General features: G+C 40.1%; 18 protein-coding genes. 14 read left to right on the top strand and 4 right to left on the bottom strand.

Annotated elements, in window-relative coordinates; all coding sequences use genetic code 11:
- Positions 1-3 precede the first annotated feature (3 nt).
- Both F993_RS10405 and crp read right to left on the bottom strand, forming a co-directional pair.
- Entirely contained in the window at positions 4-780 is a 777-nt protein-coding gene (locus F993_RS10405; protein WP_004654104.1) for a M48 family metallopeptidase, read from the bottom strand.
- 193 nt (positions 781-973) lie between these two features.
- A complete protein-coding gene (gene crp / locus F993_RS10410; protein WP_004654102.1) occupies positions 974-1681 on the bottom strand; it encodes a cAMP-activated global transcriptional regulator CRP in 708 nt (235 codons plus the stop codon).
- A 148-nt stretch (positions 1682-1829) separates the two neighbouring features.
- Here crp and F993_RS10415 point away from each other — a divergent pair, with 148 nt between their 5' ends.
- Complete coding sequence (locus F993_RS10415) at positions 1830-2252, top strand: OsmC family protein (RefSeq protein ID WP_004654100.1); 423 nt, start codon at positions 1830-1832, stop codon at positions 2250-2252.
- 71 nt (positions 2253-2323) lie between these two features.
- On the opposite strand, the gene F993_RS10420 is transcribed toward F993_RS10415, so the two are convergent.
- Positions 2324-3127, bottom strand: a complete 804-nt coding sequence (locus F993_RS10420; protein ID WP_004654098.1) for a M23 family metallopeptidase — start codon at positions 3125-3127, stop codon at positions 2324-2326.
- A gap of 263 nt (positions 3128-3390) precedes the next feature.
- Here F993_RS10420 and clpB point away from each other — a divergent pair, with 263 nt between their 5' ends.
- The 3 genes from clpB to F993_RS10430 are packed head-to-tail and all read left to right on the top strand — an operon-like array spanning position 3391 to position 6578.
- Entirely contained in the window at positions 3391-5970 is a 2580-nt protein-coding gene (gene clpB / locus F993_RS10425) for an ATP-dependent chaperone ClpB (protein ID WP_004654096.1), read from the top strand.
- A gap of 27 nt (positions 5971-5997) precedes the next feature.
- Positions 5998-6177: a hypothetical protein gene (locus F993_RS20510; RefSeq protein ID WP_167353052.1), complete on the top strand. Its 180-nt coding sequence runs from the start codon at positions 5998-6000 to the stop codon at positions 6175-6177.
- Positions 6138-6578: a hypothetical protein gene (locus tag F993_RS10430; protein WP_004654095.1), complete on the top strand. Its 441-nt coding sequence runs from the start codon at positions 6138-6140 to the stop codon at positions 6576-6578. The genes F993_RS20510 and F993_RS10430 overlap by 40 nt, the downstream gene beginning before the upstream one ends.
- On the opposite strand, the gene rlmKL is transcribed toward F993_RS10430, so the two are convergent.
- On the bottom strand, positions 6571-8775 hold the full coding sequence (gene rlmKL, locus F993_RS10435; RefSeq protein ID WP_004654093.1) for a bifunctional 23S rRNA (guanine(2069)-N(7))-methyltransferase RlmK/23S rRNA (guanine(2445)-N(2))-methyltransferase RlmL: 2205 nt from the start codon (positions 8773-8775) through the stop codon (positions 6571-6573). The genes F993_RS10430 and rlmKL overlap by 8 nt on opposite strands.
- A gap of 285 nt (positions 8776-9060) precedes the next feature.
- Between rlmKL and F993_RS10440 the strand changes: the two genes are divergently transcribed.
- The 10 genes from F993_RS10440 to F993_RS10485 all read left to right on the top strand — a co-directional run bounded on the left by F993_RS10440 (position 9061) and on the right by F993_RS10485 (position 22748).
- On the top strand, positions 9061-9432 hold the full coding sequence (locus tag F993_RS10440) for a hypothetical protein (protein WP_004654090.1): 372 nt from the start codon (positions 9061-9063) through the stop codon (positions 9430-9432).
- Between the two features lie 250 nt (positions 9433-9682).
- The gene (locus tag F993_RS10445) at positions 9683-10699 is read left to right on the top strand and encodes an aspartate carbamoyltransferase catalytic subunit (protein ID WP_004654089.1); all 1017 of its coding nucleotides are present in this window, start codon (positions 9683-9685) and stop codon (positions 10697-10699) included.
- Positions 10700-10712: 13 nt separating this feature from the next.
- Positions 10713-11945, top strand: a complete 1233-nt coding sequence (locus F993_RS10450; RefSeq protein WP_004654087.1) for a dihydroorotase — start codon at positions 10713-10715, stop codon at positions 11943-11945.
- A 197-nt stretch (positions 11946-12142) separates the two neighbouring features.
- Positions 12143-12715: a hypothetical protein gene (locus F993_RS10455; RefSeq protein ID WP_004654085.1), complete on the top strand. Its 573-nt coding sequence runs from the start codon at positions 12143-12145 to the stop codon at positions 12713-12715.
- Between the two features lie 235 nt (positions 12716-12950).
- Positions 12951-14375, top strand: a complete 1425-nt coding sequence (locus F993_RS10460; protein WP_004654084.1) for an OmpA family protein — start codon at positions 12951-12953, stop codon at positions 14373-14375.
- Positions 14376-14556: 181 nt separating this feature from the next.
- Entirely contained in the window at positions 14557-15603 is a 1047-nt protein-coding gene (locus F993_RS10465) for a hypothetical protein (RefSeq protein WP_004654082.1), read from the top strand.
- 83 nt (positions 15604-15686) lie between these two features.
- Positions 15687-16460, top strand: a complete 774-nt coding sequence (locus F993_RS10470; protein WP_004654080.1) for a Rossmann-like and DUF2520 domain-containing protein — start codon at positions 15687-15689, stop codon at positions 16458-16460.
- A gap of 87 nt (positions 16461-16547) precedes the next feature.
- Positions 16548-19157, top strand: a complete 2610-nt coding sequence (locus F993_RS10475) for a type VI secretion system Vgr family protein (RefSeq protein WP_004654078.1) — start codon at positions 16548-16550, stop codon at positions 19155-19157.
- The gene (locus F993_RS10480; protein ID WP_004654077.1) at positions 19154-19837 is read left to right on the top strand and encodes a DUF4123 domain-containing protein; all 684 of its coding nucleotides are present in this window, start codon (positions 19154-19156) and stop codon (positions 19835-19837) included. The genes F993_RS10475 and F993_RS10480 overlap by 4 nt, the downstream gene beginning before the upstream one ends.
- A complete protein-coding gene (locus tag F993_RS10485; RefSeq protein ID WP_004654075.1) occupies positions 19827-22748 on the top strand; it encodes a T6SS effector BTH_I2691 family protein in 2922 nt (973 codons plus the stop codon). The genes F993_RS10480 and F993_RS10485 overlap by 11 nt, the downstream gene beginning before the upstream one ends.

The following is a 22748-nucleotide window of genomic DNA, read 5'->3' as shown; positions in this document are numbered from 1 at the left end:
GCATTAACGGCGTTGGTTATAAACCGCTAAAGCAGCTGGCAAGTTTTTACGCATGTCACTGATACGTTGCGTATTCGATGGGTGAGTCGATAAGAACGAACCACCACCAGCACCATCAAGACGATTCATTTTTTCCCATAGGTTGATTGCTGCATTCGGGTTATAACCTGCTTTCGCCATTAGCATTAAACCGCCGTAATCAGCACGACTTTCCAGATTGCGCGAGTACGGTAAGCCGATACCCACTTGACTGCCTAAATCGATTGCAGCGCTACCTAGATCACCAATGCTGCTACCTGCGTATGATTTACCAATACCAATCGCAAGATTGGTTAAAGCCTGTGCACCAATTTTGCTTTTTGCATGTTCTTCGAGTGCATGGGTCATTTCATGTCCCATTACCGCAGCAATTTCATCATTGGTTAGGTTTAATTTGTTCACAATACCTGTATAGAAAACAACTTTACCACCTGGTGCTACATAAGCATTGACGGTATCAGATTTAAGGACCGCAAGTTGCCATTGAAAGCGTTGGCCAGTCTGGTTCATTTGATCTGCATAAGGTTTTAAGCGATTAAATACAGTATTGATACGTTGATAAGTACTTGAACTGCTATCCAACTGATTTTTGGCACGCGCTTCTTGTGTCATTTTAGCGAAACCTTGTGCGGATTGGGCATTTAACGTTGCGCTATCGGCACCAGCCATGTCTGCGAAAGATGCGCAGCCAGAAATTGTCATTACGGTCACAGCACAAAGGCTCAAAGCTAATTTCTTCATACTTATTCTCTCCAAATCAGTATCTTATGAATATAGTCGTGATCAGGGTGGATTATAGAAAATGTTGAGCACAGTTAATATTCTGAATACCTCTATAATCATTGTAATTATGTAATCAGCAAGGCTTATTCTGTGTAAAAAAATGAAAGCCAGTGATGAACACTGGCTTGAGTCAATCCGATCTTAAATCAGATTAATCCTCGTCATCATACTCATCTTCAGAAAAAGTATTTTCCTCTAAAGAAGCATCAAAAATTAAGATTGCTTTACCATCAGTTTGAATCATACCTTGATCTTCAAGTGTTTTGAGGACACGTCCCACCATTTCACGAGAACAACCCACGATACGACCAATTTCTTGGCGTGTAATACGAATCTGACGGCCATTTGGTAAAATCATTGCCTCTGGCTGAGCCGATAAATCAATTAAACAACGTGCAATACGACCAGATACATCAATAAAGGCCAGATCAGTGACTTTACGTGTTGTGTTTTTCAGACGACGAACCAGTTGAGCAAACACAGCGTAACTTAAATCTGGGTATTGTTTGCTTAACTCATGGAAATTGTCATACGAAATTTCTGCAATTTCACAGACATCACGAGTGCGTACTTCTGCGGTACGTTGAGGGTTCTTTTCAAAAAGCCCCATTTCGCCAAAGAAATCACCTGGGTTTAAGTAGGCAACAACGATTTCTCGCTCGTCGTCTTCGCGTAAAATAATTGACACTGAACCTTTTAATATTAAATACAGTGATTTTGATTCCGTTCCAGCGTCAACAATCGTGGTGCGTTTAGGGTATCTGTTAATATGAGCACGTTTTAGCAAAGCTTTAACTGATTCAGGTAGTTGACCTGGAGACAAAGCATCAGTGCTAAGTTGTGAAAAATTTGAAGTCATGCTTAAAATTTCCGAATTTGGATAAAACCGATCGCACAGACTCTTGTAAGAGCCTTTTCTACACAGAAGAGATGAAATTCCTTATCAACTCATTTTATGTTAGTGTACAAGAACAGAGTAAATTTATAACGTTTTTCGGGTAGTTGCAATGCAAACAAGTGTACATTGGTTAGAGAATGTTGCTTTTGAGGCAAAATCAGAAAGTGGTCACACAGTAGTGATGGATGGTTCTGCTGAATATGGCGGTGAAAACCGTGGTCCACGTCCTATGGAATTGATTTTAATGGGACTTGGTGGGTGTGCTTCGTTTGATATTGTGACCATTTTAAAGAAATCTCGCCAAGATGTGACGGATGTTGTATGTCAGCTGAAAGCAGAAAGGGCTGATACAATTCCTGCGGTATTCACTAAAATCCATTTGCACTTCATTGTCACTGGCAAAGCGGTAAAAACCAAACAAGTTGAGAAAGCAGTTGAGCTTTCTGCTGAAAAATATTGTTCAGCAAGTAAAATGCTTGCCGATGGCGGTGTTGAAATTACCCACGATTTTGAAATTATTGAAGCTGCTTAAAAGTTAAAATTATTAAGTTTTACTAAAAAATGACCTATTTTTATAGGTCATTTTTTTATAAGCTTTTCTTTTTATTTTAGAAATAATTGTGGGTCTACCCGCGCATTATTCAGGCTCATTCCCCAATGTAGGTGTGGTCCAGTGACGCGACCTGTTTTACCAACTAATCCTAATGTTTCCCCTTGATGAATCTGCTGTCCTTTCACCACATTAATTTTACTCAAATGACAGAACATACTGATCAAGCCTTGACCATGATCAATCAGTACTGTATTACCATTAAAGAAATAGTTGCCAGTTTGCACCACGACACCGTCAGCAGGTGCGATAACATTTTGTCCCACAGGTGCTGGAATATCTAAACCAGAATGCGGTGCGCGCTCTTCACCATTGAAAAAACGCTTTCTACCGAATGAATTACTGAATTTACCTGCTGTTGGTCGGATGAAATTGGGGAATTCTGTCCATGTGCTGGATGTAAAGGAACTGTAAATATCATTTTGCTCTTTTGCTTCTTTGGCATATCGGTCGAGTTGATCTTGATTTGGATTGACATAATCTTGATTTTTAACGGTTAATCGCTGTTCAGCATAGGCATAGGCTTTAACCTCAACCTGAATAGGATTTTGATTGGTGGTTAAAGTTAATGTACCTAAAGGCGGCGCGGCAAGGGGAATACCCAACACGGCATAGCGTTGCTTGCCTTGTTGGGTAATCAAAACAGGTTTTTGTTCATACAAGACTTGGGTGGTTTCAGTTGAAAGTGGAATCACGGCAATACCACCAGCACGTCGTGAGTCTTGGGGTAGTTGTGCAAAAGCAGTATGAAGAGGAAGGAGGGACGCAACGCTGAGCAAAATTGTTTTTAAAGACATGATGAGCATTTCTAATTGAAGCAAAGCCTTAAGCTAAAACGTTCACCTTAAAATCACAATAAGGATTTTGTGCAAAACAGAATAGACAGAAAAATTATACAAAAGATACTTGAAATAGATTGTTTATACACCCATATTAATACTGAGTTTTATGCATTCATATTTTTATAAAATATTGAAAAATATATAAATTTTATTTGAAATTTTAAAAAGCGTTCCCATCTAAGTGATAAGTTAAAAATTTGTTGTGAGGAATAACAAGAATGCGATTTGAAAAATTTACAAACCGCTTACAGCAAGCACTCTCAGATGCACAATCATTGGCCATGGGTAAGGATCACACTTCGATTGCAGGTGTTCATATCCTATCCACTTTACTTGAGGAACCAGCCAATCTGAGTTTATTGCAACAAGCGGGTGCACGTTTACCTGAGTTAAAACAGAAGCTTGACCAAGCAGTGCAAAATGCACCGACTTTGGCAAATCCGACAGGTGATATTAATCTGAATCCTGAAGCGGTAAAGGCATTGAATTTAGCTGACCGCTACGCGCAAAAAGCAGGAGATGAGTTTCTGTCGACTGATTGGGTGCTGTTAGGTTTGGCTGAAACGGGTGAAACCAAAACAATATTAAATAGCGTAGGTGTAACACCTGAAAGCTTACGTAAAGTAATTGAAAATATTCGAGGAAATGACAAAGTCATGAGCAATAATCACGAAGATCAACGTGACTCACTTAATAAATATACGATTGATTTAACAGAGCGTGCTTTAGCAGGCAAGCTTGATCCTGTGATTGGTCGTGATGATGAAATTCGCCGTACCATTCAGGTTCTCTCACGTCGAACTAAAAATAACCCAGTATTGATTGGTGAACCTGGGGTGGGTAAAACTGCAATTGTTGAAGGTTTGGCACAACGTATCGTCAATGGCGAAGTACCTGAAGGCTTGAAGAACAAACGTGTCTTGTCATTAGACTTGGGTTCATTACTCGCGGGAGCAAAATATCGCGGTGAGTTTGAAGAACGTCTAAAAGCAGTGCTCAAAGACTTGGCGAAACATGAAGGTGAGATCATTCTGTTTATTGATGAGTTGCATACGCTCGTTGGTGCAGGTAAAGGTGACGGCGCAATGGATGCAGGCAACATGTTAAAACCTGCTTTAGCGCGTGGTGAATTACGTTGTGTCGGTGCGACGACCTTAGATGAATACCGTCAATATATCGAGAAAGATGCGGCGCTTGAACGTCGTTTCCAAAAGGTATTGGTTGATGAGCCGAGTGTAGAAGACACGATTGCGATCTTGCGTGGTCTAAAAGAAAAATATGCGACTCATCATGGGGTGCAAATTTTAGACTCTGCCATTATTGCAGCGGCGAAGATGTCACATCGTTATATCACTGATCGTCAATTACCCGATAAGGCCATTGATTTGATTGATGAGGCGGCATCCCGAATCAAAATGGAAATCGACTCCAAGCCAGAGGCTTTGGATAAACTTGATCGCCGTTTAATCCAGTTGAAAATGCAATTGGAAGCGGTGAAAAAAGATGAAGATGCTGGCAGTAAAGCTGAGGTCAATCATCTTGAGCATCAAATTGCTGAAAAGCAAAAAGAGTACAACGATCTGGAAGAAATCTGGAAAGCTGAAAAAACCCTGGTTGAAGGGGATAAGAAAGCACAAGTTGAACTCGATCAGGCCCGTGTTGCTTTAGAAAAAGCTAAACGCGAAGGTGATTTGGCAGAAGCAGCGCGTTTGCAGTATGGCGTGATTCCAGAGTTACAGAAACGTTTGGAACAAGCCGAGGTTGCTGAGGAAAATGAGGAACCGAAGCTGATTCGTACCAAAGTCACTGAAAACGAAATTGCAGAAGTGGTCAGTGCGGCAACAGGCATTCCTGTGGCGAAAATGCTACAAGGTGAGCGTGAAAAATTGCTGAATATGGAAGAGTTCTTACATAATCGTGTGGTTGGACAAGATGAAGCGGTGGTTGCAGTTTCTAATGCAGTCCGTCGTTCACGTGCGGGTTTATCGGATCCGAATCGTCCAAGTGGTTCATTCTTGTTCCTTGGGCCAACAGGTGTGGGTAAAACTGAGTTGACCAAAGCATTGGCTAACTTCTTGTTTGACAGTGATGACGCGATGATTCGTATTGATATGTCCGAATTTATGGAAAAGCACTCCGTCAGTCGTTTGGTGGGCGCACCTCCGGGCTATGTGGGTTATGAAGAAGGTGGCGTGCTCACTGAAGCAGTACGCCGTAAACCTTACAGCGTGGTGTTATTTGATGAGGTGGAAAAAGCCCATCCAGATGTATTTAATATCCTGCTACAAGTGTTAGATGATGGGCGCTTAACGGACTCGCAAGGTCGTGTGATCGACTTTAAGAATACCGTTATTGTGATGACTTCGAACTTAGGTTCACAGGATGTACGTGAACTGGGTGAAGGAGCGACCGATGATGAGGTGCGTACTGTGGTCATGAATGCTGTTACACAGCATTTCCGTCCAGAGTTTATAAACCGTATTGATGAACTGGTGATTTTCCATTCACTGCAAAAGGCGCAGATTCGTGGTATTGCGGATATTCAGTTAGACCGTTTACGTTCACGCTTGAGCGATCGCGATATGGGCTTAACTGTGGATGATACTGCTTTTGATCTATTGATCGATGCTGGTTTCGACCCAGTATACGGTGCGCGACCATTAAAACGTGCGATCCAGCAGCAAGTGGAAAATAACTTGGCTCAGAAAATCCTGTCTGGCGAGTTCCAACCAGGAGATAACATTTTGATCAAAGGTGAAAGTGGTCATCTGGTATTTGATAAGTTGAAACTAAGTTAAACGAAATTTGAACGTTTGGCTAAAAAGATGGTGATGAAGATCACCATCTTTTTTTGTATCAGTGCAACTGGTCAGATTTATGCAGGAATATTACCAATAACATTGCGACTTTGTGAAAAACTTGATAGTTTCGGAACAAATAAGAAAAAAATTCAGGATGAATTGCAATGGAAAAGAACAGACATCATTGCACAAATGCTTGTGTAATTTTGTTGATGACTGCCTTATCTTCAATGGTGCATGCCGCACAACCATTGAGTGAGGGGACGCTCGCCTTACAAACTGCTATGTTGAACAATGCACTTCCCAGTATTCTCATTAAAGCGCAACAAGATGCCTTAAAACCTGAAGAAGAGCGCTGGCGCTCACAACGACTCTTGAGTGATAAGTACTTAGGTGAAATTCGTGTGAGCACCATCTTAGGAGGTGTTTTGTCTCCTCACGAAGAGCAGAAGAAAGTGTTGGCTGTTGACCCTAGAGATAAGAGATCGGCTACGATCAAACCACATGAACAACCACCTGATCGCTACATGATTTATGAGTTCGAGTCAGGTAATGTTCATGTGACTTATAACGATGACGTAAAAGCCGAGCTAGTGATTAAATAGCAGGGTGTTGGATTTTCCAAGCACGGTGAATTTTTTGATTACGTTTAAAATCTAGACCAATGGTTTCAGAGGTGATTTCTTCAACTTGATACATCGCCTCGATTTCTTCGTCCAACTCAAAGCCTCGATAGTTATTTGAGAAGTATAAAGTACCATCGCTGGTTAAACGATTCATTGCACGTTTAAGCAGAGAAACATGGTCACGTTGTACGTCAAAGGTTCCATAGAACTTTTTCGAATTCGAGAAGGTTGGTGGATCAATGAAGATCAAATCATATTGTTCATGACCTTCTTTTAACCATTCGAAGCAATCGCTGGCAAAGAACATATGTTGTTCATCAGCATGGTCTACAGTCAAACCATTGAGTACGAAGTTTTCTTTAGACCAGTTCAAGTAAGTATTAGATAAATCCACACTCGTCGTACTGGCTGCACCACCTAGCGCGGCGTGTAGGCTTGCTGTTGAAGTATAGCTATATAGGTTGAGGAAGTGTTTGCCACGAGCTTCTTTGGCAATTCTTAAACGCATCTGACGATGGTCCAAGAATAAACCGGTATCCAAATAATCAGTCAAATTCACCAAGATACGTGCTTTGCCTTCCTGAACGATAAAACGTTTAGAAGCAGTACTCTGTTTGGTGTACTGGTTTGCACCCGCTTGTTTTGCACGCGTTTTAATAAAGATGGCGTCACGACCTAAACCAGTCACAGCACGAATCGCTGCAAGCGCTAAGTTAAAGCGTTTTTTTGCTTTTTCTGGATCAATGGTTTTTGGTGGTGCGTATTCTTGAACATGCAAACGATCTCCATATAAATCGACTGCAACGTTAAAGTCAGGCAAGTCTGCATCATATAAACGCAAGCAGAATACATTTTCTTTGACTGCCCATTTTTTCAATGTTTGCATATTTTTTTGCAAACGATTGGTAAAGTCTTCGGCACCTTCAATTTTCTCAAATTGTTGTGGTTGCCAAGTGGCAAGGAAAGGGTGTGTCACTGTTGCAGGTTTGACTGTACCAAAACGGGTATAAATGGGCAGTTTACCATTCATCAAACGTAAGGTTTGTGGATCATTAAATGCCAGTACGTCTGCTTGCTCAATCTGTGCGGCAATAATAGCAGCACGTTGATTTGGGAAATTTTTTTGTAATAAAGCAGATAGACCAAGGTATAAAGAACGGTTCGATGCTTTATCACCTAATCGCTCTCCATACGGCGGGTTGGTTACAATAAAGGCTTTTTTCCCTTCAGCTTGGAAGTCATCCCAATCTGCTAAAGTACGTTCTTCAATTTGGATCTGATCAAGTAATTTTTCAAACCCAGCAGCAATGATGTTTTGGCGAGTGGCTTTAACCGCTTCCCAATCCGCATCGTAGGCATAAAATTTAGGTAGAGGCTGCTCTAAAGCCTTTTCATGGCGTTCTGCTGCTTCTGCTTTGAGTGATAACCACAGATCACGGTCATGTCCATGCCAGCCATTGAAACCAAAGCGACGAACTAAACCGGGTGCACGATCAGTTAAAATTAATAAAGATTCGATAATGAATGTGCCTGAACCACACATTGGGTCAAGAATAATATCGGGCTGATATTGCGCAAGTTGAGCTTTTTGTAGAATTGCGGCTGCCAAGTTTTCTTTGATGGGGGCATCCGTCATAAAACGACGGTAACCACGTTTATGCAAAGAATCGCCTGATAAATCTAAGCAATAGGTATGTTCTGTCTTACCTGCTAAAACGTAGAGTGTAATCTCAGGTTGTTTAATATCAATACTTGGACGTTTTCCAACCGCTTCCATAAAGGAATCGACCACGCCGTCTTTCACACGTAAGGTTGCAAATTGCGTATTAACCTTAATTTCGCGTTCCACATGCAAGCGCACTGCAAAGGTACTTTGTGGCGCAAAAATGAGTGACCAATCAAAGCTAATTGCACCTTCATAGAGTTCTTCTGCTACATCACGTGCGTCATGCGTATGCTCTAGTTCATGCGTATGAATCGGCAAAAGTACTCGAGAAGCAAGGCGAGACCACATACAAACGCGATATGCATTTTCGAGTGTGCCTTTAAAAACCAATCGTCCTGCAAAACGTTGGATATTTTGAATGCCTAAATCTTCAAGCTCTTGTTGTAATAAGGTTTCAAGCCCGTCCGCACAGGTGACCCAATAGTCTGTTAGACGTGGTTTAGCGTTCATTCAAATTTCCAAAACATTTTTAGCAATTGGCTATTTTAACTGATTTTTGTTTGTTCTGTCGGTGCATATTTGTTTGATTGTTAGCTTTATCAGCGATTCATCACTTTTTTTTGATGAATTGTTCTTGGTCTTAATTGTTTTTAGTGTGATGTAATTCATTATTTATGCTCGATTGTTTGAATAGTTGGTACAACTTTTGCTTTTAAATTTGTAGCACATCAGTGAACTATTTGACTTAAAGCTGATGAAATTTAAGAATTTTAATTTGATGGCTGTGGGGATGTTATGAAAGAAAGCATGAAAAATGAAGTCGTGGTCAATGCCGAAGCTTTTACGATTGCAACTCAAATGTATGTCCGTTTAAGACGTGTCTGTGGTCGTGTGATCGATGTGATGTATCTAGTCAATAATAAAGATTATGCCAAGCATATACTTGAGCTTGCCTTGGCAACACAAGACCCAGAATTGGAACGTTTTGTACTTCGTTTAAGCCCGTTGGTTGATTTGTATCCAGAATCTGCGGCATTGGTGACCGAAGTAAAAGTTGAGGAGAAAAAGCAAGCTGTCGAAGTTTTAGAAAGCTATTCAATGGAAGTGACCGAAGAAGAGATCTATCAAGCTCAAGTGCATCATCACTATATTGGTGCATTGAGATAGATTATCAGTCATTCAAAAATAGAGAATGAGTAAAAGGTGTAGCCATGGTGTTTACATCCTTATTTATATTGGCTAGATAGAGGATTCGAATGCAATATTTAGAGTATAGCTGTCATCTTCGCTGCACCCACTCAAAAAATAAGATGAAGAAAAAAATCTAAAAGATTTTTTTTTAAGTGTTGAAAAGTTCAACTGCGAATGAAATCCAAAGTCTGTATAATGCGTTAACTTAACGTGTTAGGAATCTCTTATGCACTTGGCGGCATTGCATACTTTGAGTCAGATCCAGCTCAATCAACAAGGAAATCTCAAGCACTTTTTAACAATTGAAGGTCTTTCCAAAGAAACCTTAACCAAGATTCTAGATACAGCGCAAAGCTTCTTAGATGAAAATAATAATTTGATCAATCGCCCGTTGCTTGAAGGGCTGACGGTGATGAATCTTTTCTTTGAAAACTCCACTCGTACCCGTACTACTTTTGAGGCCGCGGCAAAACGTTTGTCTGCCAATGTCTTGAATATTGATATTGCACGTTCAAGTACCTCTAAAGGTGAAACTTTGCGTGATACGCTCTGGAATTTGGAAGCGATGGCGGCGGATATCTTCGTGGTACGTCATTCTTCCTCTGGTGCAGCACACTTTATTGCCAAAGATGTTTGCCCTAAAGTTGCCATTATCAATGCGGGTGATGGTCGCCATGCGCATCCTACCCAAGCCATGCTGGATATGTTGACGATTCGTCGCGAAACCAAGAAGCCATTTGAAGATTTAACAGTGGCGATTATCGGTGATATCAAGCATTCACGTGTTGCACGTTCGAATGTAGCGGCATTGCAAACATTGGGCTGCAAAGATATTCGCGTGATTGCACCCAATACCCTGTTGCCAGTCGGCTTTAATGAATATGGCGAACATGTGCGTCTGTTTAACAAAATGGATGAAGGGGTAAAAGATTGCGATGTGATTATTGCCTTACGCATTCAAAATGAACGTATTGATTCACCAGCTCTATCTTCACAAGCCGAATTCTACAAAATGTACGGTTTAAACAAAGAGCGTTTAGCTTTGGCAAAGCCTGATTGTATCGTGATGCATCCAGGCCCAATGAACCGTGGAGTTGAAATTGACTCAAGCGTTGCCGATGGTGATCAATCTGTCATTTTGAAGCAAGTTACCAACGGGATTGCAGTTCGTATGGCAGTGTTGGCACTCGCAATGCAAGGGCAGTTACAAGAACAAGGTTTAATTGAAGCGATTGCGCTGTAAGGGGATAGATCACATGAGTATTGTAAAAATTGAAAATGTCCGTGTGCTCGATCCAATTCAAAAAACTGATCAAGTAAAAACGGTTTATATCGAAAATGGCAAGTTGGTTGATGCAGTAGATCAAGTCAATGAAACTATTGATGGTCAAGGCAAATGGTTAATGCCAACCATGGTTGATCTTTGTGCACGTTTACGTGAACCAGGGCAACAACAGCATGGAACCTTAAAGTCCGAAGGTAAAGCAGCACGTGCCAATGGTATTTTGCATGTGATGACACCACCTGATTCAAAACCAATTGTGCAGGATAACGGTGCTTTGATTCATGGCTTGATCGAAAAAGCACAATTGGATGGCGGCATTTACCTGCAAATTATTGGTGCGCAGACCCAAGGTCTGAATGGCAAGCAACCTGCCAATATGGCGGGGTTGAAGAAAGGTGGATGTACGGCTGTTTCAAATGCCAATGCAAGCTTTGAAAATGATGATGTGGTGATTCGTACTCTGGAATATGCAGCAGGTCTGGGCTTGACCGTGGTGTTCTATGCCGAAGAACCCCAGATTGCCAAAGATGGCTGTGCGCATGAAGGCTTTATTGCTTCTCGCCAAGGTTTACCGATGATCCCTGCGATTGCCGAAACCGTTGCGATTGCCAAATACTTGATCATGATTGAAGCAACAGGCGTGAAAGCACACTTTGGTTTACTGTCTAGTGGTGCTTCGGTTGATTTGATTCGCGCAGCAAAAGCCAAAGGCTTACCTGTGACTGCTGATGTTGCCATGCATCAATTGCATCTGACTGAGCAACTGACCGATGGTTTTAACTCGCTTGCACATGTACGTCCACCGCTACGTTCTGAGCAAGATAAAGCCTTATTGCGTCAAGGGGTGAAAGAAGGGGTGATTGATGCAATTTGTACGCATCATGAACCACTTAGTAGCTCGGCAAAAATGGCTCCATTTGCTGAAACACAGCCAGGGATTACTGCTTTTGATACCTATGTGGGTTTAGGTGTGCAATTGATTCAAGAAGGTGTGTTTGAGCCTTTGGAATGGGTGGCGAAAGTGACCTCTATACCAGCACAAGTCGCCAATATGACTGATCGTTGGTTGCAAGAAGCGGGTTGGGTTTTAATTGATCCAGAATTACAGTGGACTGTGTCTAAAGACAGCATCTTATCCCAAGGTAAAAATACGCCATTACTGGGTCAACAACTGACTGGTAAGGTGCTGAGCACCTTCGCATAAATGAGATGAAAACAGCAGAATAAGGTGATCAAGTCTTATTCTGCTTTGTAAACTGTGATGTAGATATTGTATTTAAATTTTACAAAGCTGATAAAAATAGAAAAATTAGATTAAAGTAGCAAAATAAATGAGATGTGCTTTACATAAAATTATAAAAAATGAGAAATAAACAATTTAAAGAATTGGAGCTAAATCATATGGCTATTAACCCAATGGAATTACTTAAGCAAAGAGTATCCTCTATCATTGTCAATGATCAAACTTGCTTAGTAAATGAAAAAAATGATGTTTTATCAAGATTTTACCCTATTTTCTTACATCGTTTTTTAGATAAGCCTGAATTGGTTGATCAATTAAAAGAAAAATTGACACCTTCTATTTTTGATTTATTAGAGCAAAATGAACGTGTAAAAAATGAATTGTTATTGAGATTGGCAGCAGGCAAAGTTGCTGTGGCTGAAGTTGAAATTACATTAAATCGAGCCATTCCTAAAAGCTTAGCTGTGCTTTCAAATGAGGTCGGTAATGATGCGATCAGCATTATTCATTATCTCCGAGAACATAAACAGTCTATTCATGCCTTATTGCCCAACTGGTCAGATGAGGTATTGCGACACTTGAATGAAGTTCCTGAACCTGAGCCCGTATTGGAAGAAGTTATAGCACCTGTAGAAGAGTCAATTGAAAAGAAATCCTATAAATTATTTCCTTTTTTAACTTTGATTTTTGCCAGCTTTTCTTTGCTCTTTCTTTATCATCTAAGTAAGTAAAATCTACCGCTTTGATAAGATTGTGCTTGATCATTCCGTAAGTGGATCCGTGTCAAGTACAGGAATGGCAGAAATATGCTTTGTAAAGTGTGATGTAAGTATTGTATTTAAATGATATAAAAACGAATAAAAAACACACAAATGTTTAGAATGAAAAAGCATCAGTTTGCTTGTGCTTCGCATTTTTCTTAAGCGATCTGAATATTATAAATTTAATGTGTTGGAGTGAATAACAATGTCAATAAACCCAATAGAACTGTTAAAGCAGAAAGTGACTTCTGTGCTTGTGAGTGGTCAAGACGGTTTGGCGAACGAAAAAAGTGCGCTGTTATCTAAATTTTACCCGATTTTTCTTTCGATTTTAGCTGCAAAGCCTGAATTGATTCAGAAACTAAAAGAGTCGATTTCACCTTCTTTATTCGATTTATTTGGTCATAATGATCAAGTTAAAAATGCATTATTATCCAATCTTGCTGGCGGTCAGCTTCCCACAGCTGAAGCAGAACAAACCTTAAATCAGTCGATTCCGATCAGCTTGGCTGCTTTAACCAGTGAAGCAGGCAATGATACCCAAAGTATTGTCAATTATTTAAAACAGCATGCCGATTCAATTCGTGCTTTGTTACCTGCATGGGCGGTAGGTTTGCTTGCGCCTTTAGGACTGGTTTCGGGTGCTACGGCCTCAACAACGAGTTTCGCCAGCGCAACTGCGACGACAGGAAGTAAATCACGTGCTTGGCTACCGATAGTCGCACTGATTATTTTGGCACTTCTAGTCGCATGGTTATGGAAGGCATGTCAACATAAACAAATGGAAGTACCTGTAAATAATGAGGATTCACCTGCATCACAAGTCGGTACAGTCATTGCCCCAACGAGTTTGGCATTAACCACCGATGCCAATGGTGATGTTGCACAGTGCCAAGTAATGGTTGGTGATCAAGGATTTTTGGCCAGCATTCAGGCCAAAGTCAAAGAAGTTTTTTCTTCCAGTCAGGACTGTACGGTAGATACTGCAGGTACGGCTGCAACACATGCAGGCAAGTTTACCGATCAAGCAGGACTTGCGGGTGTATTGGGATTGCTTAAAGGGGTTCCAAATGTTTCCTTGGAGTGGGTGGGTGATAAGATCACATTAAAAGGTACTGATACAGCTAAACTCAATGAGTTACAGGGCAAGATCAAAGCATTGGTGCCGAATACCGAGGTGGTAGTGGAAGCACCCGTAAGTGCGGCAGATTCTGTAAGCAATAGTCTAAATGCAGCGCAGGATGCATTGGCAAGTATTGATGCCAATCAGGTTGATATTAACGCCGTAATTAAAGCACTTAATCTACAGATTATTAATTTCTCAACCGGATCCAATCAGATTCCAGATGAAAACAAAGCGATCTTGGATAAAGCCGCTGGCTTAATGAAAAATAGCAAAGATGCAAAACTGACTGTTGCGGGCTATACCGATTCAACAGGTAATGCCAATAGCAATAAAGCACTGTCACAAAAACGTGCACAGGCTGTGGTCGATTATTTAGTTAGTCAAGGCGTGGATGTGGCACAACTCACAGCAGTGGGACATGGTGCAGATAACCCTGTTGCAGATAATACAACTGAGGAAGGACGTTTTAAAAATCGTCGTATTGAGTTTTCAATTACTCCTTAATTGATGGTTTGTTGAAGTTTTAAAGGAGTTATTGAGAAAATAACTCCTTTTATTTTAATTGTTTATTTAAGTGAATATGATTTTAAACGCAAACGCCTAAATAAAATCAAATAAAAGACTCGAAAGTATAGATTTAAATTGAGTAGAATACGCGCGAAAAACAAGATAATAGAGCACTAATATGAATAAGTTTTTTATATTCACAACATTAACCGCAGCAGTGTTATTAACAGGGTGTGATAAGTTCAAACCGAAAGATAAAGTTGAAAATACGGATGCGGCAGTCGCTGAGTGGAGTTGTACTAATCAAGATAACTTGAATAATATTCAAGCGGCACTCAAAAAAGATTATTTAAAACAAATCGAGCGTAGTCTAAGAGAAAGTCAGTATCAGGCAGACTATGATGTTCTGGACAAAATCAATAAAGGTCTGAAATTCGAAATTAAAAATGTGCGTACCTTAGATGCAGCAGAAGGCGAGCAAGCATCAAAAACACAATTGAGCTGTGAAAGTCAGTTAATTGTTCAATTCCCGAAAGGTTTACAAAAGCGTGCGGAGAATGCTTATGCTGAGCAGCAAAAAAATTGTGAAGAGTGTGAAGGCGATTATAGCGCAAGTACTTTAGGTGATTATTTTGCCGATAATGAATATTCATTGACCTTAGAAAATGATCAACTTAAAGGTAGCTTTTTCTATGATATTACCAAGACCGACAAAGATGGTTTAGTGTTTAATATTCCTGATCAAAATGCAGTGATTGATGGTGTGGTCTTTATGGCGACAAAAGCCGTACAGTATGTGGCTTATTTAAAAGAAAACCGCCTGATTGAACAAAGCAATGAACAAGCTCAGCAGCAATATGATGCAGAAGAATCGGCTCAAATGGGCTTGGCTCAAAAAGCAATGGATATTCGCAAAAAAGAGTTGGATGCTGAAAAAGCACAGCAGGTTGAGCGCTTAAATCAAACTTGGGACAAGTTTAGTCCAGAGCAAAAAGCACAGTTGCAGCAAGACCAGTCTGATTGGTTTGAAAAACGTGATGTTGATTGTAAGGTGCTTGCTCAGAAGCATGTATCTGACATTCCAGAAAAAGATTTGGAAACCTATCAAAAGCAATCACGGTATTGGAATGATGCGATGCGTCAACAAGATCAAGAGATGCAGTACACCAAATGCTTCACCCAACGTACCATTGAGCGCATTGTCTATCTCAATAATGTCAATTAAGTAAGCAACAACAAGAAGGACGAATTGATTCGTCCTTTTTTTATTGGCATGCTTAGCACAGCGATGGTTTTAAGATAAATATTATGCGAATTACATTGATTGGAGCAGGTCGTGTTGCAACTCATTTGGCCAAAGTATTGCAGTTGCAGCATCAGATTGTACAAATCTTTAGTCGGAATCTACAACATACTCAGATCCTTGCAGACCAAGTCAATGCCCAAGCAATTGACGATGTGCAACAGTTGGATGCGCAAACCGATTTGGTGATTATCGCAGTTAGTGATCAGGCGATTCGTAGCGTGATTGATTCGATTGCGCCTCATCTCACTGAAAATCTGATTGTACATACTTCGGGAAGTACTGCTTTATCGGTACTGCAACAGAGACATCCACGCGCGGGTGTGTTCTACCCTCTGCAAACCTTTAGTATGGAAAGGGATGTGAATTGGGCAGATACCCCTTTGTTTGTGGAGGCAGTACAGCAACAGGACTTAACCTTATTAACCGAATTAGCCAACAGTTTAAGCCAATCTGTCTATCAATATAGTTCTACACAACGTTTGACCTTACATTTGGCGGCGGTATTTGCTTGCAATTTTAGTAATTATTGTTATGACATGGCGAAGCAGATCGTTGATGCTGAGCAGGTTGATTTTAGTTTGCTCTATCCACTGATTTTAGAGACCGCAAATAAAGCCACAGCCAATCATCCCAAGGATATGCAGACAGGCCCTGCGATGCGAGGCGACCAAAATATATTAAGTATGCATAGCCAATTATTAGCAGATTCTAATCGGCCAGACTTGCAGAATATCTATGGTCTTATCAGTGAATCTATTTTAAAACGCCATCATTAAATCGATTTAACAATAATTATACAAAATAGACAAATCAGTCTGTTTTGTATACCATGGCTAAAATTTGATTTAATTTTATATAAAAAGATGTTGGTTAATATATTTCAAGCTTTAGACAATTTAGGTTTGACTGCACAAAAGCGTGCAATTCATATTCAATTTTCCAATCAAAATTTAAATACTCAAGTCTTCCTACAACGTATTGATGGTCAGCATCAACTGAATGATGGATTTAAGGCAGAACTGATTTGCCTGTCGACTAATGCGACTATTCCCCTGAAACAGTTCATCGGCAGCCAAGCGGCCATTGATAGCGTGACCGATCAGGGACAACTCACTCGCGTCACAGGGATTATTACTCAAGCCTTACAAGGACAATCAGACGGTAGCCTAACTGTCTATAAACTGACTTTAGAAGATCCCACCGCACTGTGGAAGCAACGCCGTAACAGCCGCGTGTTTATGAACAAGAGTGTGCGTGATGTAGTCGAAATCATCTTCAAAGAGTGGCAACAAAAAAGTCCCTTATTTGCATCCAGCTTAACACTTGATTTAAGCGGACTCAGCCAAGACTACGACATTCGTCCCTTTATCATGCAATCTTTGGAAAGTGACTACGACTTCCTGACGCGTTTGCTACGTAGCGAATCGATTAACTGGCTCATTGATGAGGCTGAACGAACGGTTCCGCAAAGCAGTGCTGCGATTCAGCCGCAAAAATTACGTCTGATTGACGACAATAGCCAGTACCAAGCTTTAAAGCGTCGACAGATCCGTTATCACCGTAGTAGTGCCACCGAACAATACGACAGCATGACCAGTTTGGTCGGACAACGTTCATTACAACCGAGCAGCGTGCATGTACAACGCTGGCAAGCCGATGCACTGGAACAAGAAGATGGTGCAGGCAGTGTACAAAGCACCCATAAACACAGTGAACAATATGACAATGCCAGCCTAGGACTAGAGCAGGCATGGCATTTTTCACCCGCGTGGATGCAAGACCTCAATGGGGAGGATGGTGCAACCGCATCGGGCAATTCACAGATTGAAAAACTGAATCGGAACTTGGGTCAATACTACGACTTACAATCCAAACAATTTACCGCCCATACTACCGTCCGTGACACGCATGTCGGTTACTGGTTTGAATTGGCTGAACACCCTGAAATAGATCAACACGCTGGCAGTGATAAAGAATTCCTGATCACAGGCAAAAACTTTTATAACCAAAATAATTTGCCTAAAGATCTGCATCAACAGATCAATCAGCTATTAGTACAAAGTAATTGGCAAATAAAAGAGAGTGACGAACGCCAAGCCAACCAACTGACATTGCAACGCCGCAGCATTAAAACCGTTCCTGAATTTAACCCATTACAACATCGTCCAACTGCCTCACCACAACGTGCCAAAGTGGTTGGGCCAAGTGGTGAAGAAATCTATGTGGATGAATGGGGACGAATTAAAGTCCGTTTCCTATTTACCCGTAATGACGATCATAGCCATGATGGTGGTGCGGGTGCCAATGACAATGACACCGATTCTGCTTGGGTGGATGTACTGACCCCTTGGGCAGGTGAAGGCTATGGCGCACGTTTCTTGCCCCGTATTGATGAAATCGTGGTGATCGACTTCTTTGATGGCAATATTGACCGTCCATTTGTGGTGGGACGTATCCATGAAGGCCATCGTAGCCCAACCAAGTTTGATAATGCAGGCAAGCTGCCTGACACTAAGAAACTGGCAGGAATTAAGTCTAAAGAGTATCAAGGTGAAGGTTTTAACCAACTGCGCTTTGATGACACCACAGGGCAGATCAGTGCCCAGTTGCAAAGTAGTCATGCTGCCAGTCAACTCAATCTGGGTAAACTCAGTCATCCCAAAGATAAAGCAGAAAGTGAAGATCGCGGCGAAGGTTTTGAACTGCGCACCGACCAGTGGGGTGCCGTGCGTGCTGGTGATGGCTTACTACTTTCCACGCATAAACAGGATCAAGCCCAAGGCCAGCATCTTGATGCCCAAGTAGCTAAACAGCAGCTTGAGGGTAATCAAAACAATGCCAAAGCCTTAAGCGAAGTGGCTAAGAATCAGCAGACCGATGAGATTGAATCACTGGATCAACTGAAAGCGTTTGCTGATGAAATTGAATCTGATATTGCCAAGTTTAATAAAGCAATGCTGTTACTCAGTTCACCTGAGGGGATTGCTCTGAGTACCAATGAAGATATTCATTTATCGGCAGATGGGCAGATCAATCAGTTTGCAGGAGACAGTATTAATCTAAGTACGCAAAAGAATTTGGTGGCGCATGTTAGTGGTAAAGCCAGTCTATTTGCCGCGCAGAATGGGATTAAACAGGTCGCTGCAAAGGGTAAGTTTGAAGTTCAGGCTCAAGGTGATGGAATAGATTTACTTGCCAAGCAAGGCATTCAGATTATTTCTACCGAAGATCGTATTGAGATTACTAGTCCGAAAGAGATTGTGATTACTGCGGGTGGTTCTCAGATCAAGCTGGATGGTTCAGGTATTTTCCCTATCACAAGTGGCAAATTTGAGGTGAAGGCGGGGCAACATTTGTTTATGGGTGGACAAAATATAAATGAAACAATTTTGGACTTACCTGAATTAAAAGATTGTGAATATAAGATGAAAGACGCAGCTTCAAGCGGTAAATCGAGCGTGAGAATAAAATGATTAAGGGTAAATTAAATTTTGAGGATTTTCAGAAATTTAATTACATATTGTATGACCAGTACTTGTTTAGAAGCTTACTGGATATTTATGAGAATGAAAAAGTTAAATATAAAATTTTAGCAATTAATGTTTTTAAAGAAAAACAGATTGCTCCAATTGTGATACGTATTGATTCAATGAGCCCAGCTTTATTGCAAGATTACTATGAAAATATTTATTTATTAGAACAAACTGAATATATCAATAAATTTGATCAGATGGCTTTGGTGCAAAATCTGATCAAGACTGATCTAGAGCTAGATGATTTGGCAGAACAGTTAACAAAATTGATGCTCATAAATAAAAATACATTGTTTCGATTCTACGATCCTAGGGTACTCGTGCACCTGTATATGTCAAGAGATAACCAGATTTTAAATACTGATATTAATCGTTGGCTCAAACGATATCGTTCAATCTTTGAAACATGGTCATTTGATTTAATGGGGCATTCTTTTGAAATAAATGCTTTAGATCTTAGCTCTGAACAATCTATTCAACAGTCTAGAATACAGCTCAAAAATTTTGATCAAATTAATACCAAGATAAAAGAGTTTTCCAGAAAAAATGCTGATTTCCAAGCCTTAATGGACTTTATGGAAAAACAATATTTAGCTTTTGAGGTGAGAAATGACAGATAATACTGTTGCAGAAAAATATAGATATGATCGTTGTGAAACTTGCGAGCGTTTAGGCTCATTCTATCCTGTTCGAATCGCTGTCGCCTTAGAGACTGAAAATTCTGATCATTTTAATATTAAAGATATTTTTGCGAAGAAATTACCTGCTTTACCTAAAGGTTTAAAATATGTCTATAGAAGACTAAATGAAGGGTATCTGTATGCCTATGCCAAAGAATGGCGTGTAGGGCAATATAATGATGAGAATGTACATGCTTACAATGTCAATGCCAATGGTTTTATCAGTGCCATGGATAAAGATAGCATGGGGGTTCAACCTAAAGCCAAAGACTATGCTTGTTTTATAAATCCTGTTACCAGTAAACAAAAGTCAAGTTCTAATGCGATGTTACTTGATTTGTTTCCAAACAAAGATGTTTCACCCGTTGTCGATTTATTTTATTCAAGACATCAACTTAGCATCGAAAGTTGTAATCAATTTGAAACTGATGAAAATTTACGTAAGAAGATATGTAGTCAGATCAACGTTAGCAAGCCAACAGATTACCAACTCCCATATATTGATTATATGTCTTGTATTGAAAATAGCACACAAGATCAAATTGAGGTGGTCAAAAACTTAGTTCCTTGGGAAGTGGATTTAATCAAAGATATCGCTAAATATCCGTTTCATAAAACAGATGAATTTAGCGATGAAACTGGGAAAAGCACTTTTAACTTTCAGGCGATCAAGACTGATAAAAATAATAAACCTGTATTAGATCCTAAAACCAAAGAGCCATTGTTTGATGAGTCAGCTCCAGCTGTTCCGTATGTAACATCGAAAGAGCGTGTTATTGTTTTTAATGATCCTGTAGGAATTTTAGAAGATACGCTGTCTATTATTAATTATTTGGCAGAAAAGATTAGAACGCCTGAGGAAGAAAGGCTTTATCAAAGTGCGCTACAAATTATCAAACTCAAAGGTTTGATTAAAGCAAAGATTCACAGCGAAAAATATTCAGATCTCTGGAATCTATACGGTTTCCGCTATGGCGCTGAACATATGTTGGAAGGTATTCCTGAACAAGATAAAGTCAATATTCACGTGCCTATGTTTCCTACTCAGAATCAAGCAGAGAAAGCTCAGAAGAGTATTGAGAAAATCCATGACAATATGATGTTGAAAAGACAACATTACATGGAAAACTTCTTTGATTTTGAAGAAAAAGATATTATTAAACTCACCAAAGATGTGAATGAGGAGTTTGCGAACGAATGGAATAAAAAAAGCTTTCTGGGAATGGTGGATAGTTTTTCCGATAAACTCAAACAAAAGGCCATGGAGGATTGGCTAGAGCAGCAAGCAGAAAAGATACTCAGCTATGGTAAAACAGAAATTGAGCCAATCATCAAATTTTATATTGAGTGGCTTAAGTCAGATACTTTATTGAACTATATGGAGAATGCTTTTGATCATAAAAGTCCATTTTCTGCGAGTAATTTTATAACGATTAACTCCCGAATTGTTGGTAATGCGGATACCTTGGAACTATGTTCGAAATATTTTGCAGAGTTGTTGCAAGAGGCGAATTATAGCAATCGGAAGAATTATCTGCTGAGAACTTTTATCTTTGATTCTAAAACCTTGCAGGATACCGTGAACTCGGTGAATGATTTTTTAGGTAAAAATCAGATCACGACTTTAGCATTTGCGGGAACACAATTTTTTGATGAGAGTAGTATTACGCAGCATGACAATTATAAAGAACAAGTTAAAACGATTAAAGAAAGTATTAAAGTAAAAATTGATATCTTTTCCGAACAAATCGGTGGCACAGTGGCACGTGTATTTCATGGGCGTGCTAATCAAACCCCAGATGCTGCCAAAACAGTGGCAATGAAAAGCTTTGAGGTGTTTTCTGGTAAAACATTAACAACAAAAGCATATGCCGGAAAGTTAACCGATATTATTCAGCAAATTATGCGCGATTCGCCTATTAACTTTGATGAGGCTGAATCCCGGCAAGCCAAGAAAAACGCTAAAAATGCCTTTAAAGTTAATTTAAAAAAAGCATTACTGGAAAATTTTAATACAGACATAGATTTTCACCGTTTAGGAAAAATGCGGACCAAAGTTTATGTGGTCTTGCATCTGGATACTCAACAGTTAGCCAAGATTAATCCCAATATGACTCAGGCTCAAATCAGTGAAGCCATGCATGGAGCAGTGCGAGGTTCTGGACAAGTTGTAGCAGATAGCAAAGTTGCTGGCGCTTTGGAGCAAAGTAGACAATTAAACCAGTTAGAGAGACAAAGCCAAAAAGTATTTGCTCGGCAAGGTACGGGTTTTGGTTTTGGTGTATTTGCGTTTGGTTTACAGTCGTTGGCATTAATTAGTGCAACCCAAGGAGTGGCAACAGGTGTCAATGTACAAACAGGGATGAACTTTGTTGGCGTAATTGCAGCAACTCTCGGCAATATTGCGGATGTGATGGATCGGCAATTGGAAATGAAGATGGCTCAGGTTGGTGCAAATGCAAAATTGGACTTTTTAAAGAGTTGGACTTCTAAGTCGGCTACTAGGGGATTATATGTTGGGGCTGTACTTTTGGCTGCAGTTGAAGTATTTAAAGGATATGAGGCATTTAAAAAAGATCAGTATGTCATTATGACTTTATATGGCATAAATGCTTTTGTTGTATTTTTTACAACACATGCTTTTCTGCGTAGTTCGGGTTTGTTATTAGGATTACGTGGCGGCTATTGGGGTTTAATTTTAATTGGTTTATCGATTGTTATTAGTTATGGCATTGATCTGTTGAAAGAGCGAGAAATACGTAATTTTCTGGAAGCATCGGCGTGGGGCAAAAAAAGTGAAAATTGGTCTCAATCAGTTGAAAAAACTGAATTTGAAAAGATTTATGGGTAA

The organism is Acinetobacter proteolyticus (assembly GCF_000367945.1).
GTDB classification, from domain to species: Bacteria; Pseudomonadota; Gammaproteobacteria; order Pseudomonadales; family Moraxellaceae; genus Acinetobacter; species Acinetobacter proteolyticus.
Note: the sequence above shows the minus strand (reverse complement) of the source record. Positions and strands in the feature narration are given on the sequence as shown.

Excerpts from the sequence above, each read along its gene's own strand:
- F993_RS10470 (WP_004654080.1), top strand. The coding sequence starts at position 15,687 with ATGCGAATTACATTGATTGGAGCAGGTCGTGTTGCAACTCATTTGGCC.
- F993_RS10485 (WP_004654075.1), top strand. The coding sequence starts at position 19,827 with ATGACAGATAATACTGTTGCAGAAAAATATAGATATGATCGTTGTGAA.
- F993_RS10480 (WP_004654077.1), top strand. The coding sequence starts at position 19,154 with ATGATTAAGGGTAAATTAAATTTTGAGGATTTTCAGAAATTTAATTAC.
- F993_RS10450 (WP_004654087.1), top strand. The coding sequence starts at position 10,713 with ATGAGTATTGTAAAAATTGAAAATGTCCGTGTGCTCGATCCAATTCAA.
- F993_RS10430 (WP_004654095.1), top strand. The coding sequence starts at position 6,138 with ATGGAAAAGAACAGACATCATTGCACAAATGCTTGTGTAATTTTGTTG.
- clpB (WP_004654096.1), top strand. The coding sequence starts at position 3,391 with ATGCGATTTGAAAAATTTACAAACCGCTTACAGCAAGCACTCTCAGAT.
- F993_RS10405 (WP_004654104.1), bottom strand. The coding sequence starts at position 780 with ATGAAGAAATTAGCTTTGAGCCTTTGTGCTGTGACCGTAATGACAATT.
- F993_RS10445 (WP_004654089.1), top strand. The coding sequence starts at position 9,683 with ATGCACTTGGCGGCATTGCATACTTTGAGTCAGATCCAGCTCAATCAA.
- F993_RS10455 (WP_004654085.1), top strand. The coding sequence starts at position 12,143 with ATGGCTATTAACCCAATGGAATTACTTAAGCAAAGAGTATCCTCTATC.
- F993_RS20510 (WP_167353052.1), top strand. The coding sequence starts at position 5,998 with ATGGTGATGAAGATCACCATCTTTTTTTGTATCAGTGCAACTGGTCAG.
- F993_RS10475 (WP_004654078.1), top strand. The coding sequence starts at position 16,548 with ATGTTGGTTAATATATTTCAAGCTTTAGACAATTTAGGTTTGACTGCA.
- F993_RS10415 (WP_004654100.1), top strand. The coding sequence starts at position 1,830 with ATGCAAACAAGTGTACATTGGTTAGAGAATGTTGCTTTTGAGGCAAAA.
- F993_RS10465 (WP_004654082.1), top strand. The coding sequence starts at position 14,557 with ATGAATAAGTTTTTTATATTCACAACATTAACCGCAGCAGTGTTATTA.
- crp (WP_004654102.1), bottom strand. The coding sequence starts at position 1,681 with ATGACTTCAAATTTTTCACAACTTAGCACTGATGCTTTGTCTCCAGGT.
- F993_RS10440 (WP_004654090.1), top strand. The coding sequence starts at position 9,061 with ATGAAAGAAAGCATGAAAAATGAAGTCGTGGTCAATGCCGAAGCTTTT.
- rlmKL (WP_004654093.1), bottom strand. The coding sequence starts at position 8,775 with ATGAACGCTAAACCACGTCTAACAGACTATTGGGTCACCTGTGCGGAC.
- F993_RS10460 (WP_004654084.1), top strand. The coding sequence starts at position 12,951 with ATGTCAATAAACCCAATAGAACTGTTAAAGCAGAAAGTGACTTCTGTG.
- F993_RS10420 (WP_004654098.1), bottom strand. The coding sequence starts at position 3,127 with ATGTCTTTAAAAACAATTTTGCTCAGCGTTGCGTCCCTCCTTCCTCTT.